Source organism: Mesorhizobium sp. 113-1-2, assembly GCF_016756475.1.
GTDB lineage: Bacteria > Pseudomonadota > Alphaproteobacteria > Rhizobiales > Rhizobiaceae > Mesorhizobium > Mesorhizobium loti_C.
The window spans coordinates 1,740,186-1,762,101 of sequence record NZ_AP023242.1 but is presented as its reverse complement, the minus strand read 5'-3'; the positions used below and the strand labels follow the sequence as shown (position 1 = coordinate 1,762,101).

Here is a 21,916-nt window from a genome sequence, read left to right as displayed (position 1 = left end):
AAAGAGTCCTCACTCGTGCCCGCTGCCCGAAACGGTGGCGGGTTCTTTTTGCTCCGCAGGCGAAAGCTTCGGACCACACGCGCAGGAGCCGGAACGCAGATGCAGAATAGGATGGTGCGTGGCATCCTGAGCCTGTGTCTGGGCGTGCTGGTGTTCTCGCTGCAGGACCCGCTCGTCAAAGCCGTGTCGAGCGGTTACCCGGTGACCGAAGTGATGGCGATCCGTTCTATCATCGCCTTGCCGATCCTGATCGTCCTCGTCCACGCCGATGTCGGGCTGTCGGCAATCCTGTCGAAGCGGTTCGGCTTGCTGACAATCCGCGCCTTCATCCAGTTCAGCTCCTACACCGTGTATTATCTGGCCATTGCCGCGCTGCCGCTGGCCGACGCGGTGGCGCTCTATTTCATGGCGCCGCTGTTCATCATGGCGCTGGCCGGGCCGTATCTTGGCGAACGCGCCTCATGGCGAACGCTGGCGACCGTGCTGATCGGACTGCTAGGCGTCATCGTTATGGTGCGCCCCGGCGCCGGCCTGTTCGACTGGGCCGCGCTGTTGTCGCTCGGCTCGGCGGCGCTCTACGGCTTCTCGCAGCTGATGGCCCGCAAGATCGGCGATACCGAATCGTCCACCGTCATGGCCTTCTATCAGAACGGCGCCTATCTCATCGGCGCGGCCGTCGTTGCCGGCACATTCCACCTGGCCGGCATAACCCACGCCGTCCACCCCAGTGTCGAATTCCTGGTGCGGCCCTGGATATGGCCGACGCTGTCGGATTTCCTCAAAATGGCCGCCTGCGGTTTCGTCGCCTCCGCCGGCATGATCCTGCTGTCGCAGGGCTACCGGCTGGCGCCGGCCAACCGCGTCGCCACCTTCGAATACACCGGCATTCTGTGGTCGCCGCTGTGGGGTTTCCTGTTCTTCGCCGAGGTGCCCAGGTCGACGACCGTGATCGGCGCGGCGCTGATCATCGGCGCCGGCCTGCTGGCGCTCAACACCGGGCGGCGCGTGAGTACAGCGCCGGTGCTTGCCGTCAGAGATCCAGCCTGATCAGGCGAAACAGATCAGCGCCCGTTCGACGCGCGAGCGGATTTCGGCCAGCGTGAAGGGCTTTTGCACGACATCGAGGATGATGCCGTTCAATTCCTCGGCGCGCTCACGCTGATCGGCATAACCGGTCATCAGCATGATCTTCATCGCCGGGAAAAGGGCCGCCGCCGCGATCGCCATTTCGATGCCGTCCATCTCCGGCATGCGGATGTCGGAGACGACGAGATCGTAGCCACCATGCGCGGCGCGGATCAGCGCCAGGCCTTGGGCGCCGTCGGCGGCGATATCGATTGCGTGGCCGGCGCGTTCGAGCGCGCGGGCTGCGAGGGTGCGGACGGATTCATCGTCCTCGACGATCAGAAGCTTTGCCATGGCCGGCAATTTGGCCGCGAAAAGTTGACTTTTCCTGAAAGTGCCCAGCGCCCGACCGGGCTAATTTTTCCGCCGTCGTTAAGGCCTTTTTCAGAACTTGTCGGCTGAAGGCAACGGCTTCACGCATCGCCTTTAACGACACCCACGAACGGCAATTCACGGAAGGCGTGCGCGACGTCCATGCCATAGCCGACGACGAAATAATCGGGGCAGTCGAAGCCGACATAATCGGCGGTGAGCGCCGTCTGGCGGCGCATGCGCTTGTCGAGCAGCACGGCGATGGCGCAGCTTTTCGCACCGCGCGACAGCATCAGGTCGCGGGTGAAGGTCAGCGTCTTGCCCGATTCCAGAATGTCGTCGATCAGCAGCACGTCGCGGCCGGCGACCTCATTGTCGATGTCGCGCAGCACCCTCACCTCGCCGCTGGTGGTACCGGCGCCATAGCTGGAAATGAAAATGAACTCGACCTCGGGCGACAGGCCGACATCATGCATGGCGCGGATCAGGTCGGCGGCGAAGATGAACGAGCCCTTCAGCACCGAAATCACCAAGAGATCGTGATAATCGTGCCCGGCGATCTCCTTGGCGAGTTCGAGATTGCGGCGCGCAATCGCCGATGCCGAAAACAGGACTTCGATGTCCTTGTCGCGTACGATTGGCATTGCTGGTCTTCCCCGGTGATCGCCTATGGGGCGAAAGTAACCAAAACGGTCCTTACGCCGTTCTTAGGCACGTCGAGGCGGCTGGCAAAGCCGAATCTTTCGCCTGATGCCAGCGAATGGCCGGATGTCCCCAACGTATAGCGGGTCGTGCGCCCGTCATTGCCGGTCACGCGGATTTCGAGCGGCGGCATTGTCGCCGGCCCCATCCCGTCATTGGCGGCCTCGCCATCGACGAACAGCACCGGATTGGCGCCCGAGACGTCGACGCGCGAGGTGACGCCCGAAATGGTCAACGCCGACGCCTGCGCGCCGGACAGGAACGGCGCCTGGCGCACCAGCGCATGACCGCCCGAAACCCAGAAGGCGGCAAGGGCGGCGCCGATACCGACCATCCAGAAGATCGGCCCGCCGCGCACGGCCGGCGGCCGTTCCGCCGGCGGTTCCGGCTTGCGCAGCATGTCCATGCCCTCGATGGACGGCGTGACAATCAGGCGCGGCGGCGGTGAAACGCTTCCCACGGTAGGGGCAAGGCGCGGCATCACTTCATAGTCGGCATCGACGATATCGGCCGCTGGGCCGCGCATGATCCGGTCCACCACGGCAATTGCCGGGGCATCGGTCATGATTTCGCCGGAAACCGGGCGCGCGGTTCGTTCGTCAGCCATCATGGCCCCGTTATTGCGCGTGTTCGCTTTTCGTTTCTTTTGCGTAAACAAAAATGGTTAACGCTTCCCCACCGGAGCCCTCGTGACGCGCCGAAACAACCCAGGAATTAACCGCCGGTTAACCATGCCGGCCGATGGTCTTTTCGCAGAACAGGCAGGCCTAGAGCTGCCAGGAATTTCAGGTCGTCGAAATTGATTCGCTTCGAAAATGTCGGCCTCCGCTATGGCATGGGTCCGGAAATCCTCCGTGACATCTCCTTGCATATACCGGAGCGCTCCTTCCAGTTCCTGAGCGGACCTTCGGGCGCCGGCAAGACGACGCTGCTGCGCCTTCTGTTCATGTCGCTGAAGCCGACGCGTGGGCTGATCACCATTTTCGGCAAGGACCGCTCGCGCATCTCGCGCACCGAACTGCCGCATCTGCGGCGCCGCATCGGCGTGGTGTTCCAGGATTTTCGCCTGCTCGACCACATGACCACCTATGAGAATGTCGCGCTGCCGCTGCGCGTGCGCGGGCGCGAGGAAGCAAGCTACCGCACCGATGTCACCGAGTTGTTGAAATGGGTGGGGCTGGGCGAGCGCATGCATGTGCTGCCGCCGGTCCTGTCGGGCGGCGAGAAGCAGCGCGCCGCCATCGCCCGCGCCCTGATCGAGCAACCGGAGATCCTGCTGGCCGACGAACCGACCGGCAATGTCGATCCGCCGCTGGCGCGGCGCCTGCTCAGGTTGTTCATCGAACTCAATCGACTGGGCACCGCCGTGGTGATCGCCACCCACGACCTCGGCCTGATGGAACAGGTCGACGCACGCCGCATGATCCTGGCCGGCGGAAGGCTGGACATCTATGACTGACCTGTCCGCCGAACATCTTGAACAGCATGAGCAGGACGCCGAGGCGGCCGAGGCAAGGCCGCGCGCCCAGCGGCGTATGGCGCCGATCGTGCCGGCGCAGAACATCGCCGGCCGGGCGCTCGTCCTGGTCATTGCCATCATGACCTTCCTGTCCTGCCTGACCTTCGGCGCGGTGACGCTGGTGCGTGACACCGCTTCGGTCTGGGAGAACCAGATTTCGCGCGAGGCAACGATCCAGATCAAGCCGGCAGACGGCGTCGACATGGAAGCCGCCCTTGCCCAGGCCTCGCAGATCGCAGGCGAATTCCCCGGCGTGAAATCGACAAGGATCATCGACCGCGAGGCGACCGCGAGGCTGCTGGAGCCGTGGCTCGGTTCAGGCCTCAACATCGACGAGCTGCCGGTGCCGCGCCTGATCATCGTCACCATCGACGAGAACAGCCCGCCCGACTTCGCCGCCATGCGCGCCGCGATCACGCCGAAACTGCCAAGCGCCTCGCTCGATGATCACCGCACCTGGGTCGACCGGCTGGTGGCCATGGCCCGCACCACAGTGACCATCGGCATTGCCGTGCTGGCGCTGATGCTGTCGGCGACAGTGCTGACCGTTGTCTTCGCCACCCGCGGCGCCATGGCCGGCAACGGCCACATCATCGAGGTGCTGCATTTCGTCGGCGCCGAGGCGGCTTTCATTGCGCGTGAATTCCGCCGGCATTTCCTGGTCACCGGCATGAAGGGCGCGGCCGCCGGCGGTGCGGCGGCGGTCCTGGTCTTCATCGTCTTTTCCTGGTGGTCGTCGCGCAACATGGCGACGCCGCAGGCCGACCAGGCAACCGCTTTGTTCGGCAATTTCGCCATCGGTTCGGCGGGCTATCTCGGCGTCGTCCTGATGGTTCTGGTGATCGGCGCACTGACGGCGGCAACCTCGCACGCCACCGTCGTCGCCTATCTCAGCGACATCGACGTTCGCCAACCCGACGCATGAAAAAGGGGCATGCCTTGGCGAGGATGGAAGCAAAGTGATCACGGATGGAGAACCGGCGTAACGCAAATTGCGTCTTTTACCTACCAAAGGCCGCATTTCGGGATTAACCATATGGCTATGGACGTGCGGGATTCGACCGGGACGGTTGGACAGATGCCAGTGGTGGTCGCGCGTCTGCGCGACCATAGCGGGATTAGCCGTTTAAAGACCGCGCTGCGGATATCCGCGCTTTCTCTTCTCGTCCTTGCAACGTTGTTTGCCGGCGGCTTCGGCTGGTTCGCCAACAAGGTTGCCCATCTGACCACGCCCGCCAATCCGCAGAAGGCTGATGCCATCATCGTGCTCACCGGCGGCCAGTCGCGCCTCGACGCCGCGATGGATCTGCTGGCGTCCGGCAAGGGCGAGCGGCTGTTGATCAGCGGCGTGCATCCTTCCGCCAGCCGTCGTCAGCTCCAGGTCGCGACCGGCGGCGACAAGAAATTGTTTTCCTGCTGCGTCGACATCGACCGCGCCGCGCTCGACACGATCGGCAATGCCGAGGAAAGCGCCAAATGGGTCGAAAGCCATGCCTACAGCACGGTGATCCTCGTCACCAACAACTATCACATGCCGCGCAGCCTGCTGGAAATGGGCCGGCTGCTGCATGGCGCCAAGCTGGAGCCCTATCCAGTGGTCAATTCCAACCTCGACAATGGCGGCTGGCTGACCAAGCCACGGGCGTTGCGTGTGCTGTTCACCGAATACACCAAATATCTCCTGGCGCTGGCGCGCGGCATCGTGCCGGTGAAGCAGACTCCCGACGGCGTCGCGCTGGCCGAGACCGCGGCCGGCGGCTGATCCAGATATCAGTCTTTGGCGGCAGCGCCTGACATCCCCTTGAGACGCGCAACCTCCTGTTCGAGTTGCTGAATGCGTCTGTCCCGCTCGCCAAGCGCTGCAGCCACGTCAGCCGCCTCGAAGCGCTGCGGGATGTGTTGCGGGCAGTTGGAATCCCAAGCCGAGACCGTGAACAGGATGACCTGTTCTGGACGTGCCTTGTAATCTTGCGGCATCAGCTTCGCCATCAACTCGGCATCGCCTTCGACGACGCGCGCCGTACCCCAGATCTTGATGCGCTGGCGCAGCATGTAGTCGATCAGGAACAGGAAGGCGCGTGGATTGTCCGCCAGATTGCCCTGCGTGATGAACTGCCTGTTGCCGGAAAAATCCGCGAAGCCGATCGTCTTTTCGTCCAGCACCTTGAGAAAGCCGGCCGGCCCGCCACGATGCTGGATATAGGGTTGGCCATCGCCATTGGCCGTCGACAGGAAGACGCTGGTCTGCATCTCGATGAAAGCGGCAAGGTCCGGCGTGATGACGGCTTGCCAGCCACCACGCTCCTCGACCCGGGCGTAAGACTGGCGCGAACCCTTGCGCGCCTGGATCGCCTTGACGGTCGGCGTGAAGGCGACGTCACTGGTGAAAGCATGCGCGTTCATCGAAAGCCTCCTTGCGGGATGGCGCTAGAGCCCGAGCGCCGACAATGTCGGGTGATCATCCGGGCGGCGCCCGAGTGGCCAGTGATATTTGCGGTCGGCTTCCGCGATCGGCAGGTCGTTGATGCTGGCGATGCGCAGGCGCATCAGCCCGTGCTCGTCGAACTCCCAGTTCTCATTGCCGTAGCTGCGGAACCAGGAGCCGCTGTCGTCGTGCCATTCATAGGCGAAGCGCACGGCGATGCGGTTGCCGTGGAAGGCCCAGACCTCCTTGATCAGCCGGTAGTCGAGCTCGCGGCTCCATTTGCGCGTCAGGAAGGCCTGGATGGCATCGCGGCCTTGCAGGAATTCGGCGCGGTTGCGCCAGCGGCTGTCGGTCGTATAGGCGAGCGCGACCCGTGCCGGATCGCGCGAATTCCAGGCATCCTCGGCCATCCGCGCCTTTTGCGCTGCGGTCTCGGCGGTGAAAGGCGGAAGCGGCGGGCGGCTTTCAGACATGGGAATCCTCTACGGTATGAAGGGCGGGACCGGCGGACACCGCCAGCCCTTTCCGGATTCACGCAGCATCGCGGACAGAAACAACCGGAAAATCGATCTCGGTCTGGGCAACTTCATTGATATAGTTGGTCCAGACGTTCAGGGCGACATGCTGGACGATCTCGACGATCTGTCCGTCGTCATAACCCGCCAGCCTCACGGCAGAGAGATCCTCATCGCTGACATGCCCGCGGCTCTGCGCAACCTTGGCGGCAAAACGCACCGCCGCGGCGGCCTTGGGGTCCGTGGAGCCACCGTGGCGGTTGGCGAGCATTTCGGCATCGTCGAGCCGGGCGAGGTTCTTGCCAAGGTAGGTGTGTGCGGACAGGCAGTAGCTGCAGCCATTGATCTCGGCGACCGCCAGCGCAATGCGCTCGCGTGTGGGTGCAGGCAACCGACCCTTGGCCAACGCCCCCGACATGGCGACATAGCCTTCGAGCGCGGCTGGACTGTTGGCGACCATGCGAAACAGGTTCGGCACGACACCAAGCTGCTTCTCGACAGCCTGCAGCACGGGTTGCGTTGCTGTGGGAGCAGCGGCGATGGACGATGGCGTGGTGATGCGCGGCATTGCGATTTCCTTGTTGGTCACGCCGCTTATTTGCACTCTTCCACTTGCCGGATGTAGATGGCATATTTGCAATCAATCCTTCCAATTTCCGGAAGAAACGATGGATCGCCTCGAGGCCATGTCCCTTTTCGTCGCGACGGTGGAGACCGGTAGCCTTTCCGCCGCCGCACGCCGTTCGGGCGTTCCACTTGCGACCGTCAGCCGCAAGATCTCCGATCTGGAACGGCATCTGCAGACACGTCTGCTGAACCGCTCGACACGCCGGCTGACGCTGACCGACGCGGGCGACGCCTATCTTGCCGCCTGCCGCCGCATTCTCGACGAGGTCGGCGAGGCCGAACGCGTCGCCGGCGGCGAATACAGCGCTCCGACCGGCGAACTGATCATCACCGCGCCGATCGTCTTCGGCCGGCTTCACGTGCTGCCGATCGTCACCGCGTTCCTCTCCACCTACCCGCAAGTGGATATCCGCCTGACGCTCGGCGACAGGATAAGCCAGTTGGCGGAGGAGCATATCGATCTCGCCATCCGTATCGGCCGGCTGCCGGACTCGCGCATGCTCGCGACCAGGGTCGGTTCGATCAGGCATGTCGTCTGCGCAAGTCCGGCTTATCTCGCCGAGCACGCGGCTCCGAAAACCCCGAAAGACCTTGAGACGCACAGCTGCATCACCTTCGAAGGCCTTGGCTCACTCGCCACATGGACCTTCTCAGTGGAAAAGGCCGACGTTCCCGTCCCTGTCCGCTCCAGGCTCCGGGTCAACACCGCCGAGGCAGCGATCGATGCCGCTATTGCAGGTGTCGGGATGACGCGCGTGCTTTCCTACCAGATCGTCGCTGCTGTGCGCTCAGGGACACTCTGCCCGGTACTCGGGGAATTCGAACCGGAGCCGTGGCCGGTAAACCTGGTGCACGCCGGCCAGGGCCGGCTACCGGTGAAACTGCGCGCCTTCCTCGATTTCGCCGCCCCACGCCTGAGGGAACGTCTAGCACAGGCGACCTGGTAGAGTGAGCCGCATCGCCCTGTTTCCTTTTTGCCGCTGCTTGGTGTAACCAACGCACACCTCCTCACCGGACCTCCCCCATGCTCTATGTCAGATCGCTGGCGTTCAACTTCGTCTTCTACGTCAATCTGATCGTCCAGATGATCCTCTGGACCCCGTATTATTTCCTGTCGCCCCGCCACCGTGCCTGGTTCGTGCCGAAATTCTGGTCGCGCAGTTGCATGTGGCTCTATGACAAGATCGCAGGCACCAAGAGCGACATCACCGGGCAGGAAAATCTGCCCGAAGGCTCCTTCATCCTGGCGCCCAAGCACCAGTCCTTCTGGGACGCAATCGCCTTCTTCCCCTTTCTTCAGGACCCGCTCTACATCCTCAAGCGCGAGCTGACCTGGATCCCGTTCTTCGGCTGGTACATCATGAAGATGCGCATGATCCCGGTCGATCGCGGCAGCCGCTCCAAAGCCCTGAAGGCTGTGGTCGCGGCGACCAAGGCAGAGATGGCGCGCAACCCACGCCAGCTGATCATCTATCCCGAGGGCACGCGCCGGGCGCCCGGCGACGAGCCGGCCTACAAATACGGCATCGTCGAAATCTACGCGCAGCTCGGCGTTCCGGTGGTGCCGGTCGCCCATGTCGCAGGCCTCTATTGGCCGCGCCGCAAGTTCCTGCGGTACCCCGGCACCATCAGGGCGCGTTTCCTGCCGCCGATTCCGCCGGGCCTCGGCAAGGACGAGTTCATGACGCGGCTGATCGGCGAGACGGAAGCCGCTTGCGACCAGATGCTCGTCGAGGCATCCCGCGCGCCCAACCCTCCGGCCTTCCCGCCGACTGCGGTGAAGCGGCTGCGGGAGCTCGGCGCGAAGGCCTGAAGGCCCTTCGGCCAGGCAATCAGCCGTAGACAGCCAGGACCGTGGTCAGCACCAGCGTCGCGGCGAAGACCAGATTGATGATGCGCGAGGCAACAGGCCTGCGCAGGAAGCGCGCGAACGCGGCACCGCCAAGCAGCCACACCGCATGGATGACAACGATCATTCCCGCCAGAACCGTCAGCTTCAGCCATAGGCCAAGCTCGACACCGCCCTGGGTAGACGAGGCGCCGGCAAACACGGCGGCGATCGCCACATAGGCTTTGGGGTTGGCGACCGCCAGCAGAAACCCGGCCAGCCAGGTCGGGCGCGAAGCCTCGGCCGTGCGTGCCGCCAGCGGCGGCGCCGTGGCGATCTTGAAAGCGAGATAGAGAATGTAGGCGGCGGACGCGACAACCAGCACTGTCGCCAACCTCGGCATCGACCCGAGTACCGCCATGATCCCGGTCGCCACGACCAGCAAGACGGCGGTCGTGCCAACAACGATCCCCAAGGTGTAGCGCAGCGAATCGCGCAGGCCGAAGGCGGCGCCGACAGCGGTGACGCTCATCGTTGCCGGACCTGGACTGCCCATGACCACAGTGGCGGCCAGTACCAGCGCCAGCAGCGGTCGCCAAAGCTGCGGCTGCGAAAGAAGCGGCTCCGTCATTGCACCCTCTGCCTTGCCACGAGCGAAGGACGCTATGGCAAGACAGGAGCGTGGTCTTGGACGTTCGTGCGTAGAGTGGGGCCGAAGCCTCAGCTGCTCGCCCGATCGAGCTCTGCCATGTCGTCGGCGGTCAGTTTCAACGAAGCCGACTTGATCAGGCTGTCCATCTGCTCAGGCTTGGTGGCGCTGGCGATCGGCGCGGTGACACCCGGCCGCGCGATAACCCAGGCAAGCGCCACTTCCGCCTGCCTGGCCGAATGCCTGGCCGACACCGCGTCGAGCGCTGCCAGGATGCGCATGCCGCGCGCGTTGAGATAGTCCTTCACCCCGCCGCCGCGCTCGCTTTGGCCAAGATCGGCTTCGCTGCGGTATTTGCCACTCAGGAAACCCTTGGCCAGGCTAAAATAGGTGATGACGCCGATATCCTCGGCCACGCAGAGATCGCGCAACGGCCCATCGAAGGACGAGCGGTCGTAGAGATTGTATTCCGGCTGCAAAACCTCATAACGCGGCAGGCTGCGCAGGCTCGCCACATCGAGCGCGGCGCGCAACTGGCCCGCGTCGAGGTTCGAGCAGCCGACATGGCGGACCTTGCCCTTGGCGAGCAGTTTTTCATAGGCGCCGAGGGTTTCCTCGTAGGGCGTGGTCGGATCCGGCCAGTGCGACAGATAAAGGTCGATGACATCGGTCCGCAGCCGCTTCAGCGAGGCATCGACGGCCTTTTCGATATAGGCGGCGGACAGGTCCTTGTGCCCCTGCCCCATATCCGAGCCGACCTTGGTGATCACCACGACCTTGTCGCGGTTGCCACGGTCCTTCATCCAGCTGCCGATGATGGTTTCCGATTCGCCGCCCTTGTTGCCCGGCACCCAGCGCGAATAGGCGTCGGCCGTATCGATGGCGTTGAGACCGCCGCCGACGAAGCGGTCGAGCAGGTCGAAAGAAGTCTTCTCATCGGCGGTCCAGCCGAAGACGTTGCCGCCCAGAACCAGCGGCGCGATGGAAAGGTCGGTGCGACCGAGACGGCGTTTCTGCAAGACGGATCTCCGTGATGATTTCGACCGGGCGGAAGCCGCCCGCTGGTTGGGTTCGGGGCCTAAGCTAGGTCTTGCCTCGCCGAGGTCAAAGGCCTGGCCGCGTTTTTCCGCAGAGCCAGCGCTTCACAAAGGCGCTATCCCCCGTGCCACTTCTTCCAGCCAATGGTCGCGGATGCCTAGCGCCTCCAGATGCTTCAGCGTGCTGAGAACGTAATCCTCGTTGCCGCCGGATTGGCCGACCGCGCCGCGCACCACCGCCGCCGCATGCGCGGCGTCCAGCCCGCCGGCATATTGCTCATGCTTGCGGTCGACGATGTAGGCCACCGCTTCGACCGTTCCGCGGCCGTCGAGGCGGACCTTGAGCGTGCGCTCGAGATAGACTGATGTGACGAGTTCGCGCTCGCGCAGATAGGCGATGACCTCGTCGCGCAATTCGCCGGGCACACGGAAAGCCAGGCCGACACAGGAGCCGCCATGGTCGAGGCCGAGCACCAGTCCGGGCCGCTGGCGCGTGCCGCGGTGCACGAAGGAATAGACGCAGAGCGAGCGGCGGTAGCCGTGCAAATGGGCGCGCCGCGTCTCGACATGCGCGAAACCCGGCCGCCAGATCAGCGAGCCATAGCCAAACACCCAAAAATCGCCCATATCGCCGCGCCTGATTGCAAAAAGAATGGCACCACCGCACCGGAACCGGTGTTTTTTCCGTCCGTCCCCGGCTACCTATTCGCCAATGTCTACCTGGTTGTCGGAATCGAAGGTCCGTCCACCAACATCCATGCGTTAATGAGAGCCAAAGCATGACGTCAAGTGACGAACGCCAACCAAAGTCCCGCCGCGGCCTGTTCTGGCTTGTGGCGTTCATCGTTGTGCTGTTCGCCATTTACAGCGGTGGCTGGTTCTACCTGGCCAACAGGGTCAGGGCTGAAGCCGACAAGGCGGTCGCCACGCTCAACAAGGATGGCGTCCAGGCCGGCTGCGCCAATCTCCAGGTCAGCGGCTATCCCTTGAGCTTCTCCGTCTCCTGCGACAACCTCGCCTACGAGGACGATGCCAGGAACATCGCGGCTTCGGCCGGCTCCTTCAATGCCGTCGCCCAGATCATCCAGCCTTTGTCGCCGGTCGCCGATCTGCGCGGCCCGCTCAGGACCTCCGTCCCCGGCATGGTGCCGCTGTGGATCGACTGGGACAATCTGCAGGCCAAGGTCAAACTATCATGGCCGCTGCCGCAGCGCATCGCGCTGCAGGCGGAAGGGCTGTCCGGGCAGACCGATCCGGCCGACGACACCGATCCGGTGGAACTGTTCAGCGCCGGCAGGGCCGCCGGCCAGCTGCAGCCCAATGGTCAGGACGTCGACTACATCGGCAGCTTCACTGATCTGGAGATCGACCCGGATGCGATCGGCGGGCGCGTGCTGCCGGCGCTCGATGCCAGCGGCGACGCCACGCTGAAGAATGGTGTCGCGCTGATTGGAATGCAGGTGAAGAGCCTGCGCGGCCAGAAGGTCGAGATTCGCAACCTCGATCTGTCCTCCGGCACGGCACGGGTCACCGTTTCCGGACCGCTGTCGGTGGACGCTGAGGGTCTGGTCGACGCCGATCTGATGATCCGGATCAAGGATCCCAAGGCCGTGGCAACCATCCTTGCCGGAGCCATACCCGAGCAGAAGAATGCGATCGAGCAGGGCTTTGCCGCGCTGGCTATGCTCGGCAGCGAACCGTCGATGCCGCTGAAAGTCATCAAGGGCAAGGCCTCGCTCGGCTTCATCCCACTCGGCAAGATCAAGCCGGTGCAATAACCGGCCATGGCAAAACCCCCGAGGCTCCTCAGCGTCGGCGCGCTGACGCTGGACACCATCCTGCGTGTCGAGACGCTGCCCACGCATCAGGGAAAGTTCATCGCCGCCGATGGCGTGCAGATCGCTTCCGGCATGGCGACGAGCGCCGCCTGCGCCGCGCATCACCTGGGCGCCGACGTGTCGCTATGGGCGAGCGCCGGCGACGACCCGGTCGGCGATCAGCTGGTCGCCGGAATCGAGGCCGAGGGTGTCGACTGCAGCTATGTCCGCCGCGTCAGCGGCGCGCGCTCGGCATTGGCCTCGATCCTGATCGACGCCCATGGCGAGCGCATCATCGTGCCTTTCTACGACAGGCTGGCCCAGACCGATCCCGAGGCTTTGCCTTTCTCAGACATCACGGCATTCGATGCCGTGCTGGCCGACGTGCGCTGGCCGGGTGCAGCGACACTTGCCCTCAAGGCGGCGCACGCCGCCAACCGGCCGGCGATCCTCGATGCCGATACCGCGCCGCTGGCGGTGCTGGAGCAGCTGCTGCCGCTGGCCTCGCACATCGTCGCCTCCGAGCCGGCCGTCCGTATCATATGCGGCCATGCGCTGGATCTTGAGACCGCCTGCACCGACATGGCCTCCCGCACCGATGCCTTCGTCGCGATCACCGGCGGCGCGGCAGGCACCTGGTGGTTCGATCGGGCAGCGGGATCATCCCGTCATGTCGTGGCGCCAAAGATCAAGGCGGTCGACACGCTGGCGGCGGGTGATGTCTTCCACGGCGCCTTTGCCGTCGGGCTGGCCGAAGCCATGCCGGTCGAACAGGCCTTGCGCTTCGCCAGTGCCGCCGCCGCGCTCAAATGCCAACGCTTCGGCGGCAGGCTCGGCGCGCCGGACCGGGCCGAGACGCTGGCGATGGTCGCGGCAACCTGGCCCGAAACAGCCTAGTTCTTCGACGGGTGCTCGACCGCCTGACGGCCAAAATCGGGCACATCGATGTCCTGGCCGGCCTCGATGATCGAGCGGCGCACGGCGCGGGTGCGGGTGAACAGGTCGAACAGCTTGTCGCCGTCACCCCAGCGGATCGCCCGCTGCAGGAAGGCTAGATCTTCCGAAAACCGCGCCAGCATCTCGAGGATAGCGTCCTTGTTGTGCAGGCAGACATCCCGCCACATGGTCGGGTCGGAGGCGGCCAAACGCGTGAAGTCGCGAAAGCCGGAGGCGGAATATTTGATGACTTCCGTCTTGGTCACCGATTCCAGATCGTCGGCGGTGCCGACGATGTTGTAGGCGATGATGTGCGGCAGATGCGAGACGATGGCCAGCGTCATGTCGTGATGCTGCGGATCCATCGTGTCGATGTTGGCGCCACAGCGGCGCCAGAATTCCGACAGCCGCTCGAGCGCATCCGGATCGGTGTCCGGCAGCGGCGTGAAGATGCACCAGCGATTGTCGAACAGATCGGCAAAACCGGCATCCGGTCCGGATTTTTCCGTGCCCGCCAGCGGATGGCCGGGAATGAAATGGACGCCGTCAGGCACGTGCGGCTGCATCTGCGCGATGACGGAGGCCTTGGTCGAGCCGACATCGGTGAGGATCGCCCCCTTCTTCAGCGCCGGCGCGATTTCCTCAGCCACCGCGCCGGACGAGCCGACCGGCACCGAGACGATGACCAGATCGGCATCGCGGACCGCTTCCTTCGCGTCGGTCGTGTAGGAATCGCCCAGTCCAAGCTGCTGCGCCCGCTTCAGCGTCGCGGCGCTGCGGGTGGAGATGGCGACGTGACCGGCCAGGCCTTCGCGCCGGATGACACGGGCCAGCGACGAGCCGATCAGGCCGATGCCGACCAGCGCGATCTTTTCGAACATCGGTGATGTCATGGTGTGCAGCTTTCGGGCGTTCTAACTTTTCAAGAATGTCGTGAGCGCGGCGACAACGCCGCGATTGGCCTCTTCGGTGCCGACTGTCATGCGTAGCGCGTTGGGAAAGCCGTAGCCGGAAACGCGCCGCAATATGTAGCCCCGCGCGGTCAGATAGTCGTCCGCTGCAGCCGCCGAATGCTTCTGATCGTCGGGAAAATGAATGAGCAGGAAATTGCCGACGCTGGGCGTCACCCGCAGCCCGAGCCCGGTCATTTGTTCGCTCAGCCAGGCGAGCCAGGTCTCGTTATGCGCCACGCTGCGCTCGACATGGGCGCGGTCGCGGATCGCGGCGATACCAGCCTCGATCGCCGTCGCATTGACGTTGAAGGGACCTCGCACGCGGTTGATGGCGTCGACAATGTGCATCGGGCCATACATCCAGCCGATCCGCGCTCCACCGAGGCCGATCTTGGAGAAGGTGCGCGTCATCACCACGTTCTCGGCGTCGCCGACCAGCTCGATGCCGGCCTCATAGTCGTTGCGGCGGACATATTCGGCATAGGCCGCGTCGAGCACCAGCAGCACATGCCTGGGCAGGCCGGCATGCAGACGGCGCACTTCCTGGAACGGCACATAGGTGCCGGTCGGGTTGTTGGGGTTGGCCAGAAACACGATTTTCGTGCGCGGCGTGACGGCGGCCAGAATCGCATCGATATCGGCGCGCTCCTCGGTCTCCTTGACCGCGATCGGCGCCGCGCCGGCCGACTGAATGTAGATCTTGTAGACCATGAAGGCGTGTTCGGTGAAAATGGCCTCGTCGCCGGGCGCCAGATAGGTCTGCGCCAAAAGGCCGAGGATCTCGTCGGATCCGTTGGAGCAGATGATGTTCTGCGCGTTGAGGCCATGCACCTCGGCGATCGCCTCGCGCAGCCGCCTGGCGGTGCCGTCGGGATAGATATCGAGCCTGGCGGCAACCTCACGCGCGGCCTCGATTGCCTTCGGTGACGGGCCGAGCGGATTCTCGTTTGACGACAGCTTGTAGACCTTGGCGACACCGGCGGGTGCGGCGCTCTTGCCTGGCACATAGGCGTCTATGTCCATGATGCCCGCGCGCGGGGTTGGACGTGCCTGATCCGGTGTCTGCGTCATGTTGTAAAAATCCGTCGAGAACGCCTCATCCGAGGCCGCAGCGGAAATACAGGCCATGGCCGGCAATGTCGAGAGGTGGCAGTGGGGCAGCAGCCGGGCGCAGATGCCGGTCCAGACAGCCGGCATTGACGGCAGGGCAAGCGAGTTCTAGAAGGGCAGCGACAGTTCCGTGGTGATTTGGCCGGTCGGCTTGCAGCCACGTTAAACAATTCGCTAAAGGGCCGTTTGCGTGACGTAACCGGCTTTGCGAATGGCAATGCCGGTTTTTTATTGTCCGCGGCCGGCCGGACGGAAGCATCAGCGGCGACTTTTCGCCTGATGTGATGCAGCAAGTGAGACGAGAATGGCCGCTCTGCGCGCAGGAAAGACCAACAACGAGGCCGACCAGCCGTCGAGCCCGGTGTTGCGCTTCGGGGCGGACAAGCCGCTCAAGCTCGACGCCGGCACGCTTTTGTCGCCGTTCCAGATCGCCTACCAGACCTATGGCACGCTGAACGATGCCCGCTCCAATGCCATCCTCGTCTGCCATGCGCTGACCGGCGACCAGCATGTCGCCAGCACCAATCCGGTGACCGGCAAGCCGGGCTGGTGGGAGGTGCTGATCGGCCCCGGCAGGATCATCGACACCAACCGTTTCTTCGTCATCTGCTCCAACGTCATCGGCGGCTGCCTGGGCTCCACCGGCCCGGCCTCGACCAACCCCGCCACCGGCAAACCCTATGGGCTCGACCTGCCGGTCATCACCATCCGCGATATGGTGCGCGCGCAGCAGATGCTGATCGACCATTTCGGCATCGAGAAACTGTTCTGCGTGCTCGGCGGCTCGATGGGCGGCATGCAGGTACTGGAATGGGCGTCGAGCTACCCCGAACGCGTCTTTTCGGCGCTGCCGATCGCCACCGGCGCGCGTCACTCCTCGCAGAACATCGCCTTCCACGAGGTCGGCCGGCAGGCGGTCATGGCCGATCCAGACTGGCATGGGGGCAAATATTTCGAGCACGGCAAGCGCCCGGAAAAGGGCCTGGCGGTGGCGCGCATGGCTGCCCACATCACCTATCTCTCGGAAGCCGCCCTGCACCGCAAATTCGGCCGCAATCTGCAGGATCGCGACCACCTGACGTTCGGCTTCGATGCCGACTTCCAGATCGAAAGCTATCTGCGCCACCAGGGCATGACCTTCGTCGACCGCTTCGACGCCAATTCCTACCTCTACATGACGCGGTCCATGGACTATTTCGACATTGCCGCTGACCATGGCGGCAGGCTGGCGGACGCCTTTGCCGGAACCAAGACCCGCTTCTGCCTGGTGTCGTTCACATCGGACTGGCTGTTCCCGACGGAAGAAAGCCGCTCCATTGTGCACGCGCTCAACGCCGCCGGTGCCTCGGTGTCCTTCGTCGAGATCGAGACCGATCGCGGCCACGATGCCTTCCTGCTCGACGAGCCGGAACTGTTCGCCGCCATCAACGGCTTCATCGGCTCGGCGGCACGGGCAAGAGGACTGAGCGCATGACCACGGAAAATTGCAGATTTTCCGGATCAGGATCATGCGCCACTCAGGAGGCGACATCATGAGTGTGAACGGCAGCCAGCGCGTCGACCTCGAGGTCGTCGCCAACCTCATCCCGCCGCAGTCCCGCGTGCTCGACGTCGGCTCGGGCGACGGCTCGCTGCTTGAATTGCTGCAGGACACCAAGCAGGTCGACGGCCGCGGGCTTGAACTGTCGCAGCGCGGCGTCAACGAATGCGTGGCGCGCGGCCTCTCCGTCATCCAGGGCGATGCCGACAAGGATCTCGAATTCTATCCCGACAAGGGTTTTGACTTCGTCGTCCTGTCGCAGACCTTGCAGGCGACGCGCAACCCGAAGCTGGTGCTCGACGAACTGCTCCGCATCGGTAACCGGGCGATCGTCTCCTTCCCCAATTTCGGCCATTGGCGGGTGCGGCTGTCGCTGTTCGTCAAAGGCCGCATGCCGGTAACCCAGGACCTGCCCTATTCCTGGTACGACACGCCCAACATCCATTTCTGCACCATCCGCGACTTCGTCAACCTGTGCGAGGAGCTTGGCGCGACGGTGGAAAAGGCGACCGCGCTCGACGCCGCCGGCCAGAAGATCGGCCTGTCCATGCCTTGGTGGTTCTGGAATTTCTTCGGCCAGCAGGCGGTGTTCTTGCTGAAGCGCTAAGGCACACCTCATGCCTGCCCCAGGACATCCGTGGCCTTGTGCGGATGCTCGACGCCGTCGACCATGATGACAGCGGAGTCCGAATTGTCGGTGCGCAGCGAGAGGATCGCCTGATACGCGGGCGATTCGTACCAGCCGCGCATCTGCCGCCGATCGGGAAACTCGATGATGATCAGATGACCCGGCCAGTTGTTCTCGATCACCTCGACATCGCCGCCATGGATCAGGAAACGGCCTCCAAATGGTTCCAGCGTGGCATCGATCTTGTGCAGATACTCGACGATCTGCGGACCCATCGTGACTTGGCGCATATGGGCTACAGCGTAAGCGGTCATGACGTAACTCCCTTGTCTATCGAAGCCGATTTGCCAGCCTCGTGAGGACAATCTGTCGGAATGCCTGACGCGAGGCGATTACGCCCGAGGTAATGGAATCGGTGCCTTCGACGGCCGGCCTCAGGCGCTCTCGCGCAAACTCACCGGTCGAGTTCCGGGAAATAGGGATCCGACAGGAATCGCCTGTCCCGCTCACCTTGCAGGCAGTCGATCGGTGCGTCCGCGTCGACGGGTAAGGGATTGGCCTTGTCCTGAATGCCGCTCACTTCGAGGATCAGCTTGCGCCGGATGGCGGTGGAAAATTCGGCTACCGCATAAATTGGCAGCACGAAGGAGCCTGGTCCGCCGGTCACGCATTGCACGTAATACTGGTCGAGATGCTTGAAAGTGGGCGATGGGCTGATCAGGATCGGCAGGCCGTTGATGACGATGCCTTTGGCGGTTGCCGCATCGCGCATCGCGGTGACCGGCGGCCCGATGTTGTTGGGGCCATCGCCGGAAATGTCGATGACGCTGCGCTCGCCCTTGAAATCCGTCCTGTCGAAAAGTCCGGCGCCGAAGGCAAGTGCTGTGGAAATCGAGGTGCCGCGAAAACTCCGGAACGGGCGCGCCGCCACCTTGTCGGCAAAGCCGTTGGCGCTCTCGGCGCTGTCGATGATCTGCCAGTTGATGACCGCGTCATCGCGCACCGTGCCGGCCCATTCGAAATAGGCAATCGCGATGCGGCCCGTATTGCCGGACCGGACAGCCCTTATGAAATCGGGATGCCGCAGCGCCTCGACATAGCCGGCGCGCTGCAGCGCGAACTCCTTCTCGTCCATCGACAAGGAGATATCGACCGCCAACACCAACTCGACGTCGACAGTTAGCGCATCCGATGGCGACGCAACCGGAGTTGGCTGGGCACAGGCAAGACAGGCAAGCAGGCGCAGAGCATCAAGCATCGCCACCGCCAAATTCTGTTTCTCCGGGAAATCTTCCTTCGCGATCGCGGCGAAATAAAGCTTGCTGCGGCAGCGCGGGAAAACAGCCCTACTTCTTGCGGCGGGTGGCGGCCGGCGGCGGATCGATGGCGCCGGCCCTGACGCGGGCTGGTTTCAGCGGCTGGGCACCCGAATCCTTGACGATCGTCAGGCCGCGCGGAAAGAACTGATTGTTGTGCTGGCCGCGCCCGATGTTGATGATCGTGGCGCCCTTCAGATGCTTTTCCAGCATCGCCAGCACGCGCCGCAGTGCGGGTCCGTCGAACGCGTCCATCGCCTCGTCGATGATCACCCATTTCGGCCGCCGCAAGGCGAGCCTGGCCACACCCAGCAAGCGCTGTTCGTCATCGCCCAATTCATGATCCCAGCGCCCGACGCGATCGAGCGACGACGACAGCCGTTCAAGACCAACCTCGGCCAGCACCGCTGCAATATCGATATCACTCGCGGGCGCATGCCCGTTCGCGTGATTGAGCACCTCGCGCAACGTGCCGGCCGGCAAATACGGCACGCGTGGAACGAAGATGAGGGTTTCTCCAGCCGGCAGGCCGATCTTTCCGCCGCCCCAGGGCCAAAGCCCGGCAATGGCGCGGAAAAACAGCGTCTTGCCGGCGCCCGGCTCGCCGGTGATCATCACCCGTTCGCCGGGGCGTATCTCGACGTGCTGATCGGAGAGTTTTGTGCAGCCCTCCGGCGAAGCCACCTGAAGCTTCTCGAACGTCAGGCTGCCATTGGCATTTTGATCGAAGGTGATGCGCCTTTCGGTGTCGTGCAGCACATCGGTTTCATCAAGCGCGATGCGGAAGTCGGCGACGCGCATCAGCGTGGCGCGCCAATCGGCGATGCTGCCGATGTTGTTGATGAACCAGCGCAACGAAGAGTGCACCTGGTTGAAGGCACCGACCGCCATCATCAGCCCGCCGAAGCTGATGTCACCGGAAAAATAAACCGGCGACGCGACCAGAATGGGGGCCACGACCGTGATCCAGCCATAGGTATCGGTCACCCAGGATAGATTGATCTGGGCCGTGAAGATACGCCGCATCGCGCCCAGCACCGTGCCGAGGTCGAGTTCGAGCCGCCGTTTGGCGTCGTCTTCGCCATGGTAGAGCGCGATCGCATCGACATTCTCGTTGACGCGCACCATGGAGGAGCGCAGCTCGGCTTCGCGCGTGTAGCGATCGCTGTTGAGCCTGATCAGCGGTCGACCGACCAGCCAGCTCAGCCAGGAGGCGATGCCGGCATAGAGGAACGCGGCCCACACCATGTAGCCCGGTATGGCCAGCGACCAGCCGCCAATGTGGAAGACGAAGCCCGAGGACAGTTCCCACAGCACGCCGACAAAGGACAAGAGCAGGATGAGCGACTGTAAGAGCCCGACGCCGAGATCGGTCGACAGGTCCGAGAGATGCGCCGCATCCTGCTGCATGCGCTGGTCAGGATTGACGCCGATGGCGCCGGCATTGGCCAGCCGGAAGGCACGCGCCGGCCGCATCCACTGGTCGATCAGGTCCAGCGTCAGCGCCTCGCGCAGCTTCAGCCGGATCATCTGGTTGAGCCAGGTCTGGCCGATATTGAGCACCAGCAGGCCACCGGCGATCATCGCGAAGACGAGGAGCTGGTGCAGGAAGGCCGCCATGTCGCGGCGCGCCAGCGCATCATAGAAGGGCTGGTTCCAGCGGTTGAGCAGGACCTGGCCGATCGACGTCGCAATGATGACGGCCATGATGCCGACCGACGTCCACAGCAACCACTTGCGAACCGGCGACACCACCAGCGCGCGTTTGATCGTCGCCACCTGCTCGCGCAGGCTGCTGGCCTCGACGGCCACGGCGACGGGCTGAACGGTGGCCTGATTGTCCAGTTGATCAGCCATATCAGAGGTCCTTGCGTTCAGGTGCGATGCTGAAACCGGATGAAGGGAGCCGACGGCCGCCGCCTGTCAGTCCGTGAACCCAGCACGACAGATAGGTCGGAAAAATGCCGCGCGAGGAAAGTTTCCGCGCTGATCACGAAGGTTTCACCTGGCGAGCCGCTACTGCCGCGCCTGTCGCCTCGGCCCGGCGGCCGAGCCGTGTCGCGCCGTGTGGCGATAGCACCGGTACGAAAACGCGGCGCGAGGCGCGCTGGGCGACCGGCACGCCTTGATAAAGCCGCTTCTGCGCCTCGACGACGATGACGCCGGAAAAGATCGGCCACAGCCGTCGGCCGGCGCGCTCCAGCACATTGTGGAAGCGCATCATGAAGCGCCGCCGCGATGGCGGGAAGAACAGGGCGTCGGACCATGCGGCAGGCGTGAAATTCGCCTCGCGCAGCAGTTCCGTCAGCTGCCCGCGCGAGAACGGCCGGCCATTGCCAAACGGCGTATGCTCGAAGCGCGCCCAGACACCGCGCCGGTTGGGCACCACGATGACGACGCGGCCTGCCGGCGACAGCACCCGCCAGATCTCGTTCAGCGTCTCGCGCGGATTTTCGACATGCTCGAGCGAGTGGACGAGCAGCATGCGGTCGATGCAGGAATCGACCAGCGGCAACTCCTCATCGAAGACCAGGGCCGTCGCCGTCGGCCCTGTCGCCGGCCAGACCACGGCACCCTGCGTCGCCGGCATGAAGGCAAAGACCCGCTCGGCGTCGGAGCCGAACCGTTCCAGCCAGGGCAGCGTATAGCCCAGCCCGACCAGCCGTTCGTTGGGGACAGTGGCCCATATCGACGACAGCGCCATGCTGATCGAGCGCTCGGCGAAGCGGCCGAGCGTTGTCGAATAGAAGGAGCGAAGGTCGACGATGTCGGAATGCATGTCAGGGATGTAGCCGTGATGTCGGCAGGTTTCAACAAAGAGCCCCTGAGGTTGCCGACGCATCCCCGGATGACATTCTTCATCTCCGGGAGTGACAT

Annotated in this window: 25 protein-coding genes and 1 riboswitch; of the genes, 10 read left to right on the top strand and 15 right to left on the bottom strand. The window is 63.9% G+C overall.

What is annotated here, in order from left to right; translation table 11 throughout:
• Nucleotides 1-99 precede the first annotated feature (99 nt).
• A complete protein-coding gene (locus tag JN279_RS08515) occupies nucleotides 100-1,047 on the top strand; it encodes a DMT family transporter (protein ID WP_096450717.1) in 948 nt (315 codons plus the stop codon).
• Here JN279_RS08515 and JN279_RS08510 read toward each other — a convergent pair whose 3' ends face one another.
• The 3 genes from JN279_RS08510 to JN279_RS08500 all read right to left on the bottom strand — a co-directional run bounded on the left by JN279_RS08510 (nucleotide 1,048) and on the right by JN279_RS08500 (nucleotide 2,749).
• Nucleotides 1,048-1,419, bottom strand: a complete 372-nt coding sequence (locus tag JN279_RS08510) for a response regulator (protein WP_010911735.1) — start codon at nucleotides 1,417-1,419, stop codon at nucleotides 1,048-1,050. It lies immediately after the preceding gene.
• Between the two features lie 119 nt (nucleotides 1,420-1,538).
• A complete protein-coding gene (gene hpt / locus JN279_RS08505) occupies nucleotides 1,539-2,081 on the bottom strand; it encodes a hypoxanthine phosphoribosyltransferase (RefSeq protein WP_096450719.1) in 543 nt (180 codons plus the stop codon).
• A 23-nt stretch (nucleotides 2,082-2,104) separates the two neighbouring features.
• Complete coding sequence (locus tag JN279_RS08500) at nucleotides 2,105-2,749, bottom strand: hypothetical protein (protein WP_096450721.1); 645 nt, start codon at nucleotides 2,747-2,749, stop codon at nucleotides 2,105-2,107.
• A gap of 189 nt (nucleotides 2,750-2,938) precedes the next feature.
• On the opposite strand from JN279_RS08500, the gene ftsE reads away from it, so the two are divergent.
• From ftsE to JN279_RS08485, 3 genes are all read left to right on the top strand, one after another.
• Nucleotides 2,939-3,598 (top strand): cell division ATP-binding protein FtsE, encoded by a 660-nt coding sequence (gene ftsE / locus JN279_RS08495; protein ID WP_010911739.1) that lies wholly within the window; start codon nucleotides 2,939-2,941, stop codon nucleotides 3,596-3,598.
• Nucleotides 3,591-4,583, top strand: coding sequence for a cell division protein FtsX (locus tag JN279_RS08490; protein ID WP_096450723.1), 993 nt, complete (start codon nucleotides 3,591-3,593; stop codon nucleotides 4,581-4,583). Before ftsE ends, JN279_RS08490 begins: the two co-directional genes overlap by 8 nt.
• A 111-nt stretch (nucleotides 4,584-4,694) precedes the next feature.
• The gene (locus tag JN279_RS08485; RefSeq protein WP_096450725.1) at nucleotides 4,695-5,420 is read left to right on the top strand and encodes a YdcF family protein; all 726 of its coding nucleotides are present in this window, start codon (nucleotides 4,695-4,697) and stop codon (nucleotides 5,418-5,420) included.
• Between the two features lie 8 nt (nucleotides 5,421-5,428).
• Here the strand turns inward: JN279_RS08485 and JN279_RS08480 are convergent, their stop codons facing one another.
• From JN279_RS08480 to JN279_RS08470, 3 genes are read right to left on the bottom strand one after another with little or no spacing between them, the layout of a single operon-like run.
• Nucleotides 5,429-6,061 (bottom strand): pyridoxamine 5'-phosphate oxidase family protein, encoded by a 633-nt coding sequence (locus tag JN279_RS08480; protein WP_096450727.1) that lies wholly within the window; start codon nucleotides 6,059-6,061, stop codon nucleotides 5,429-5,431.
• A 24-nt stretch (nucleotides 6,062-6,085) separates the two neighbouring features.
• Nucleotides 6,086-6,556, bottom strand: coding sequence for a nuclear transport factor 2 family protein (locus JN279_RS08475; RefSeq protein ID WP_202352509.1), 471 nt, complete (start codon nucleotides 6,554-6,556; stop codon nucleotides 6,086-6,088).
• A 58-nt stretch (nucleotides 6,557-6,614) separates the two neighbouring features.
• The gene (locus tag JN279_RS08470) at nucleotides 6,615-7,166 is read right to left on the bottom strand and encodes a carboxymuconolactone decarboxylase family protein (protein ID WP_095204035.1); all 552 of its coding nucleotides are present in this window, start codon (nucleotides 7,164-7,166) and stop codon (nucleotides 6,615-6,617) included.
• A 100-nt stretch (nucleotides 7,167-7,266) separates the two neighbouring features.
• Between JN279_RS08470 and JN279_RS08465 the strand changes: the two genes are divergently transcribed.
• Nucleotides 7,267-8,172, top strand: a complete 906-nt coding sequence (locus JN279_RS08465) for a LysR family transcriptional regulator (RefSeq protein ID WP_202353666.1) — start codon at nucleotides 7,267-7,269, stop codon at nucleotides 8,170-8,172.
• A 77-nt stretch (nucleotides 8,173-8,249) separates the two neighbouring features.
• The gene (locus JN279_RS08460; protein ID WP_202352508.1) at nucleotides 8,250-9,038 is read left to right on the top strand and encodes a lysophospholipid acyltransferase family protein; all 789 of its coding nucleotides are present in this window, start codon (nucleotides 8,250-8,252) and stop codon (nucleotides 9,036-9,038) included.
• 19 nt (nucleotides 9,039-9,057) lie between these two features.
• Here the strand turns inward: JN279_RS08460 and JN279_RS08455 are convergent, their stop codons facing one another.
• From JN279_RS08455 to JN279_RS08445, 3 genes are all read right to left on the bottom strand, one after another.
• A complete protein-coding gene (locus JN279_RS08455) occupies nucleotides 9,058-9,684 on the bottom strand; it encodes a LysE family translocator (RefSeq protein WP_202352507.1) in 627 nt (208 codons plus the stop codon).
• A gap of 89 nt (nucleotides 9,685-9,773) precedes the next feature.
• Nucleotides 9,774-10,721 carry an aldo/keto reductase gene (locus tag JN279_RS08450; RefSeq protein ID WP_202352506.1) on the bottom strand — a complete coding sequence of 316 codons (948 nt, stop codon included), beginning with the start codon at nucleotides 10,719-10,721 and terminating at the stop codon, nucleotides 9,774-9,776.
• A 123-nt stretch (nucleotides 10,722-10,844) separates the two neighbouring features.
• Nucleotides 10,845-11,366 (bottom strand): gamma-glutamylcyclotransferase, encoded by a 522-nt coding sequence (locus JN279_RS08445; protein ID WP_202352505.1) that lies wholly within the window; start codon nucleotides 11,364-11,366, stop codon nucleotides 10,845-10,847.
• A gap of 152 nt (nucleotides 11,367-11,518) precedes the next feature.
• Between JN279_RS08445 and JN279_RS08440 the strand changes: the two genes are divergently transcribed.
• Nucleotides 11,519-12,517, top strand: coding sequence for a DUF2125 domain-containing protein (locus tag JN279_RS08440; protein WP_202352504.1), 999 nt, complete (start codon nucleotides 11,519-11,521; stop codon nucleotides 12,515-12,517).
• A gap of 6 nt (nucleotides 12,518-12,523) precedes the next feature.
• Nucleotides 12,524-13,453: a sugar kinase gene (locus JN279_RS08435; protein ID WP_202352503.1), complete on the top strand. Its 930-nt coding sequence runs from the start codon at nucleotides 12,524-12,526 to the stop codon at nucleotides 13,451-13,453.
• Here JN279_RS08435 and JN279_RS08430 read toward each other — a convergent pair.
• Together JN279_RS08430 and hisC are read right to left on the bottom strand one after the other, a co-directional pair.
• Complete coding sequence (locus JN279_RS08430; RefSeq protein WP_202352502.1) at nucleotides 13,450-14,385, bottom strand: prephenate/arogenate dehydrogenase family protein; 936 nt, start codon at nucleotides 14,383-14,385, stop codon at nucleotides 13,450-13,452. The genes JN279_RS08435 and JN279_RS08430 overlap by 4 nt on opposite strands.
• 21 nt (nucleotides 14,386-14,406) lie before the next feature.
• A complete protein-coding gene (gene hisC / locus JN279_RS08425; protein WP_202352501.1) occupies nucleotides 14,407-15,516 on the bottom strand; it encodes a histidinol-phosphate transaminase in 1,110 nt (369 codons plus the stop codon).
• A 159-nt stretch (nucleotides 15,517-15,675) separates the two neighbouring features.
• Nucleotides 15,676-15,753: riboswitch (SAM riboswitch) on the top strand.
• A gap of 106 nt (nucleotides 15,754-15,859) precedes the next feature.
• Between hisC and metX the strand changes: the two genes are divergently transcribed.
• Both metX and metW read left to right on the top strand, forming a co-directional pair.
• Nucleotides 15,860-17,029: a homoserine O-acetyltransferase MetX gene (gene metX / locus JN279_RS08420; protein WP_202352500.1), complete on the top strand. Its 1,170-nt coding sequence runs from the start codon at nucleotides 15,860-15,862 to the stop codon at nucleotides 17,027-17,029.
• A 58-nt stretch (nucleotides 17,030-17,087) separates the two neighbouring features.
• Nucleotides 17,088-17,702 (top strand): methionine biosynthesis protein MetW, encoded by a 615-nt coding sequence (metW, locus tag JN279_RS08415; RefSeq protein ID WP_027047441.1) that lies wholly within the window; start codon nucleotides 17,088-17,090, stop codon nucleotides 17,700-17,702.
• An 8-nt stretch (nucleotides 17,703-17,710) separates the two neighbouring features.
• Here the strand turns inward: metW and JN279_RS08410 are convergent, their stop codons facing one another.
• The 4 genes from JN279_RS08410 to JN279_RS08395 all read right to left on the bottom strand — a co-directional run bounded on the left by JN279_RS08410 (nucleotide 17,711) and on the right by JN279_RS08395 (nucleotide 21,818).
• The gene (locus tag JN279_RS08410) at nucleotides 17,711-18,037 is read right to left on the bottom strand and encodes a DUF1330 domain-containing protein (protein WP_096450751.1); all 327 of its coding nucleotides are present in this window, start codon (nucleotides 18,035-18,037) and stop codon (nucleotides 17,711-17,713) included.
• Nucleotides 18,038-18,177: 140 nt separating this feature from the next.
• The gene (locus JN279_RS08405; RefSeq protein WP_096458006.1) at nucleotides 18,178-18,981 is read right to left on the bottom strand and encodes a DUF1194 domain-containing protein; all 804 of its coding nucleotides are present in this window, start codon (nucleotides 18,979-18,981) and stop codon (nucleotides 18,178-18,180) included.
• A gap of 88 nt (nucleotides 18,982-19,069) precedes the next feature.
• On the bottom strand, nucleotides 19,070-20,896 hold the full coding sequence (locus JN279_RS08400; RefSeq protein WP_202352499.1) for an ABC transporter ATP-binding protein/permease: 1,827 nt from the start codon (nucleotides 20,894-20,896) through the stop codon (nucleotides 19,070-19,072).
• Nucleotides 20,897-21,029: 133 nt separating this feature from the next.
• A complete protein-coding gene (locus tag JN279_RS08395; protein ID WP_202352498.1) occupies nucleotides 21,030-21,818 on the bottom strand; it encodes a class I SAM-dependent methyltransferase in 789 nt (262 codons plus the stop codon).
• Nucleotides 21,819-21,916: the final 98 nt, after the last annotated feature.

Bases quoted from the DNA above. Each gene is read 5' to 3' on its own strand.
- JN279_RS08430 (WP_202352502.1), bottom strand. From the start codon at position 14,385: ATGACATCACCGATGTTCGAAAAGATCGCGCTGGTCGGCATCGGCCTG.
- JN279_RS08400 (WP_202352499.1), bottom strand. From the start codon at position 20,896: ATGGCTGATCAACTGGACAATCAGGCCACCGTTCAGCCCGTCGCCGTG.
- JN279_RS08470 (WP_095204035.1), bottom strand. From the start codon at position 7,166: ATGCCGCGCATCACCACGCCATCGTCCATCGCCGCTGCTCCCACAGCA.
- JN279_RS08435 (WP_202352503.1), top strand. From the start codon at position 12,524: ATGGCAAAACCCCCGAGGCTCCTCAGCGTCGGCGCGCTGACGCTGGAC.
- JN279_RS08460 (WP_202352508.1), top strand. From the start codon at position 8,250: ATGCTCTATGTCAGATCGCTGGCGTTCAACTTCGTCTTCTACGTCAAT.
- hisC (WP_202352501.1), bottom strand. From the start codon at position 15,516: ATGACGCAGACACCGGATCAGGCACGTCCAACCCCGCGCGCGGGCATC.
- JN279_RS08405 (WP_096458006.1), bottom strand. From the start codon at position 18,981: ATGCTTGATGCTCTGCGCCTGCTTGCCTGTCTTGCCTGTGCCCAGCCA.
- JN279_RS08480 (WP_096450727.1), bottom strand. From the start codon at position 6,061: ATGAACGCGCATGCTTTCACCAGTGACGTCGCCTTCACGCCGACCGTC.
- JN279_RS08440 (WP_202352504.1), top strand. From the start codon at position 11,519: ATGACGTCAAGTGACGAACGCCAACCAAAGTCCCGCCGCGGCCTGTTC.
- JN279_RS08490 (WP_096450723.1), top strand. From the start codon at position 3,591: ATGACTGACCTGTCCGCCGAACATCTTGAACAGCATGAGCAGGACGCC.
- JN279_RS08515 (WP_096450717.1), top strand. From the start codon at position 100: ATGCAGAATAGGATGGTGCGTGGCATCCTGAGCCTGTGTCTGGGCGTG.
- JN279_RS08465 (WP_202353666.1), top strand. From the start codon at position 7,267: ATGGATCGCCTCGAGGCCATGTCCCTTTTCGTCGCGACGGTGGAGACC.
- metW (WP_027047441.1), top strand. From the start codon at position 17,088: ATGAGTGTGAACGGCAGCCAGCGCGTCGACCTCGAGGTCGTCGCCAAC.
- JN279_RS08445 (WP_202352505.1), bottom strand. From the start codon at position 11,366: ATGGGCGATTTTTGGGTGTTTGGCTATGGCTCGCTGATCTGGCGGCCG.
- JN279_RS08395 (WP_202352498.1), bottom strand. From the start codon at position 21,818: ATGCATTCCGACATCGTCGACCTTCGCTCCTTCTATTCGACAACGCTC.
- metX (WP_202352500.1), top strand. From the start codon at position 15,860: ATGGCCGCTCTGCGCGCAGGAAAGACCAACAACGAGGCCGACCAGCCG.
- hpt (WP_096450719.1), bottom strand. From the start codon at position 2,081: ATGCCAATCGTACGCGACAAGGACATCGAAGTCCTGTTTTCGGCATCG.
- JN279_RS08410 (WP_096450751.1), bottom strand. From the start codon at position 18,037: ATGACCGCTTACGCTGTAGCCCATATGCGCCAAGTCACGATGGGTCCG.
- JN279_RS08485 (WP_096450725.1), top strand. From the start codon at position 4,695: ATGGCTATGGACGTGCGGGATTCGACCGGGACGGTTGGACAGATGCCA.
- JN279_RS08455 (WP_202352507.1), bottom strand. From the start codon at position 9,684: ATGACGGAGCCGCTTCTTTCGCAGCCGCAGCTTTGGCGACCGCTGCTG.
- JN279_RS08475 (WP_202352509.1), bottom strand. From the start codon at position 6,556: ATGTCTGAAAGCCGCCCGCCGCTTCCGCCTTTCACCGCCGAGACCGCA.
- JN279_RS08510 (WP_010911735.1), bottom strand. From the start codon at position 1,419: ATGGCAAAGCTTCTGATCGTCGAGGACGATGAATCCGTCCGCACCCTC.
- JN279_RS08500 (WP_096450721.1), bottom strand. From the start codon at position 2,749: ATGATGGCTGACGAACGAACCGCGCGCCCGGTTTCCGGCGAAATCATG.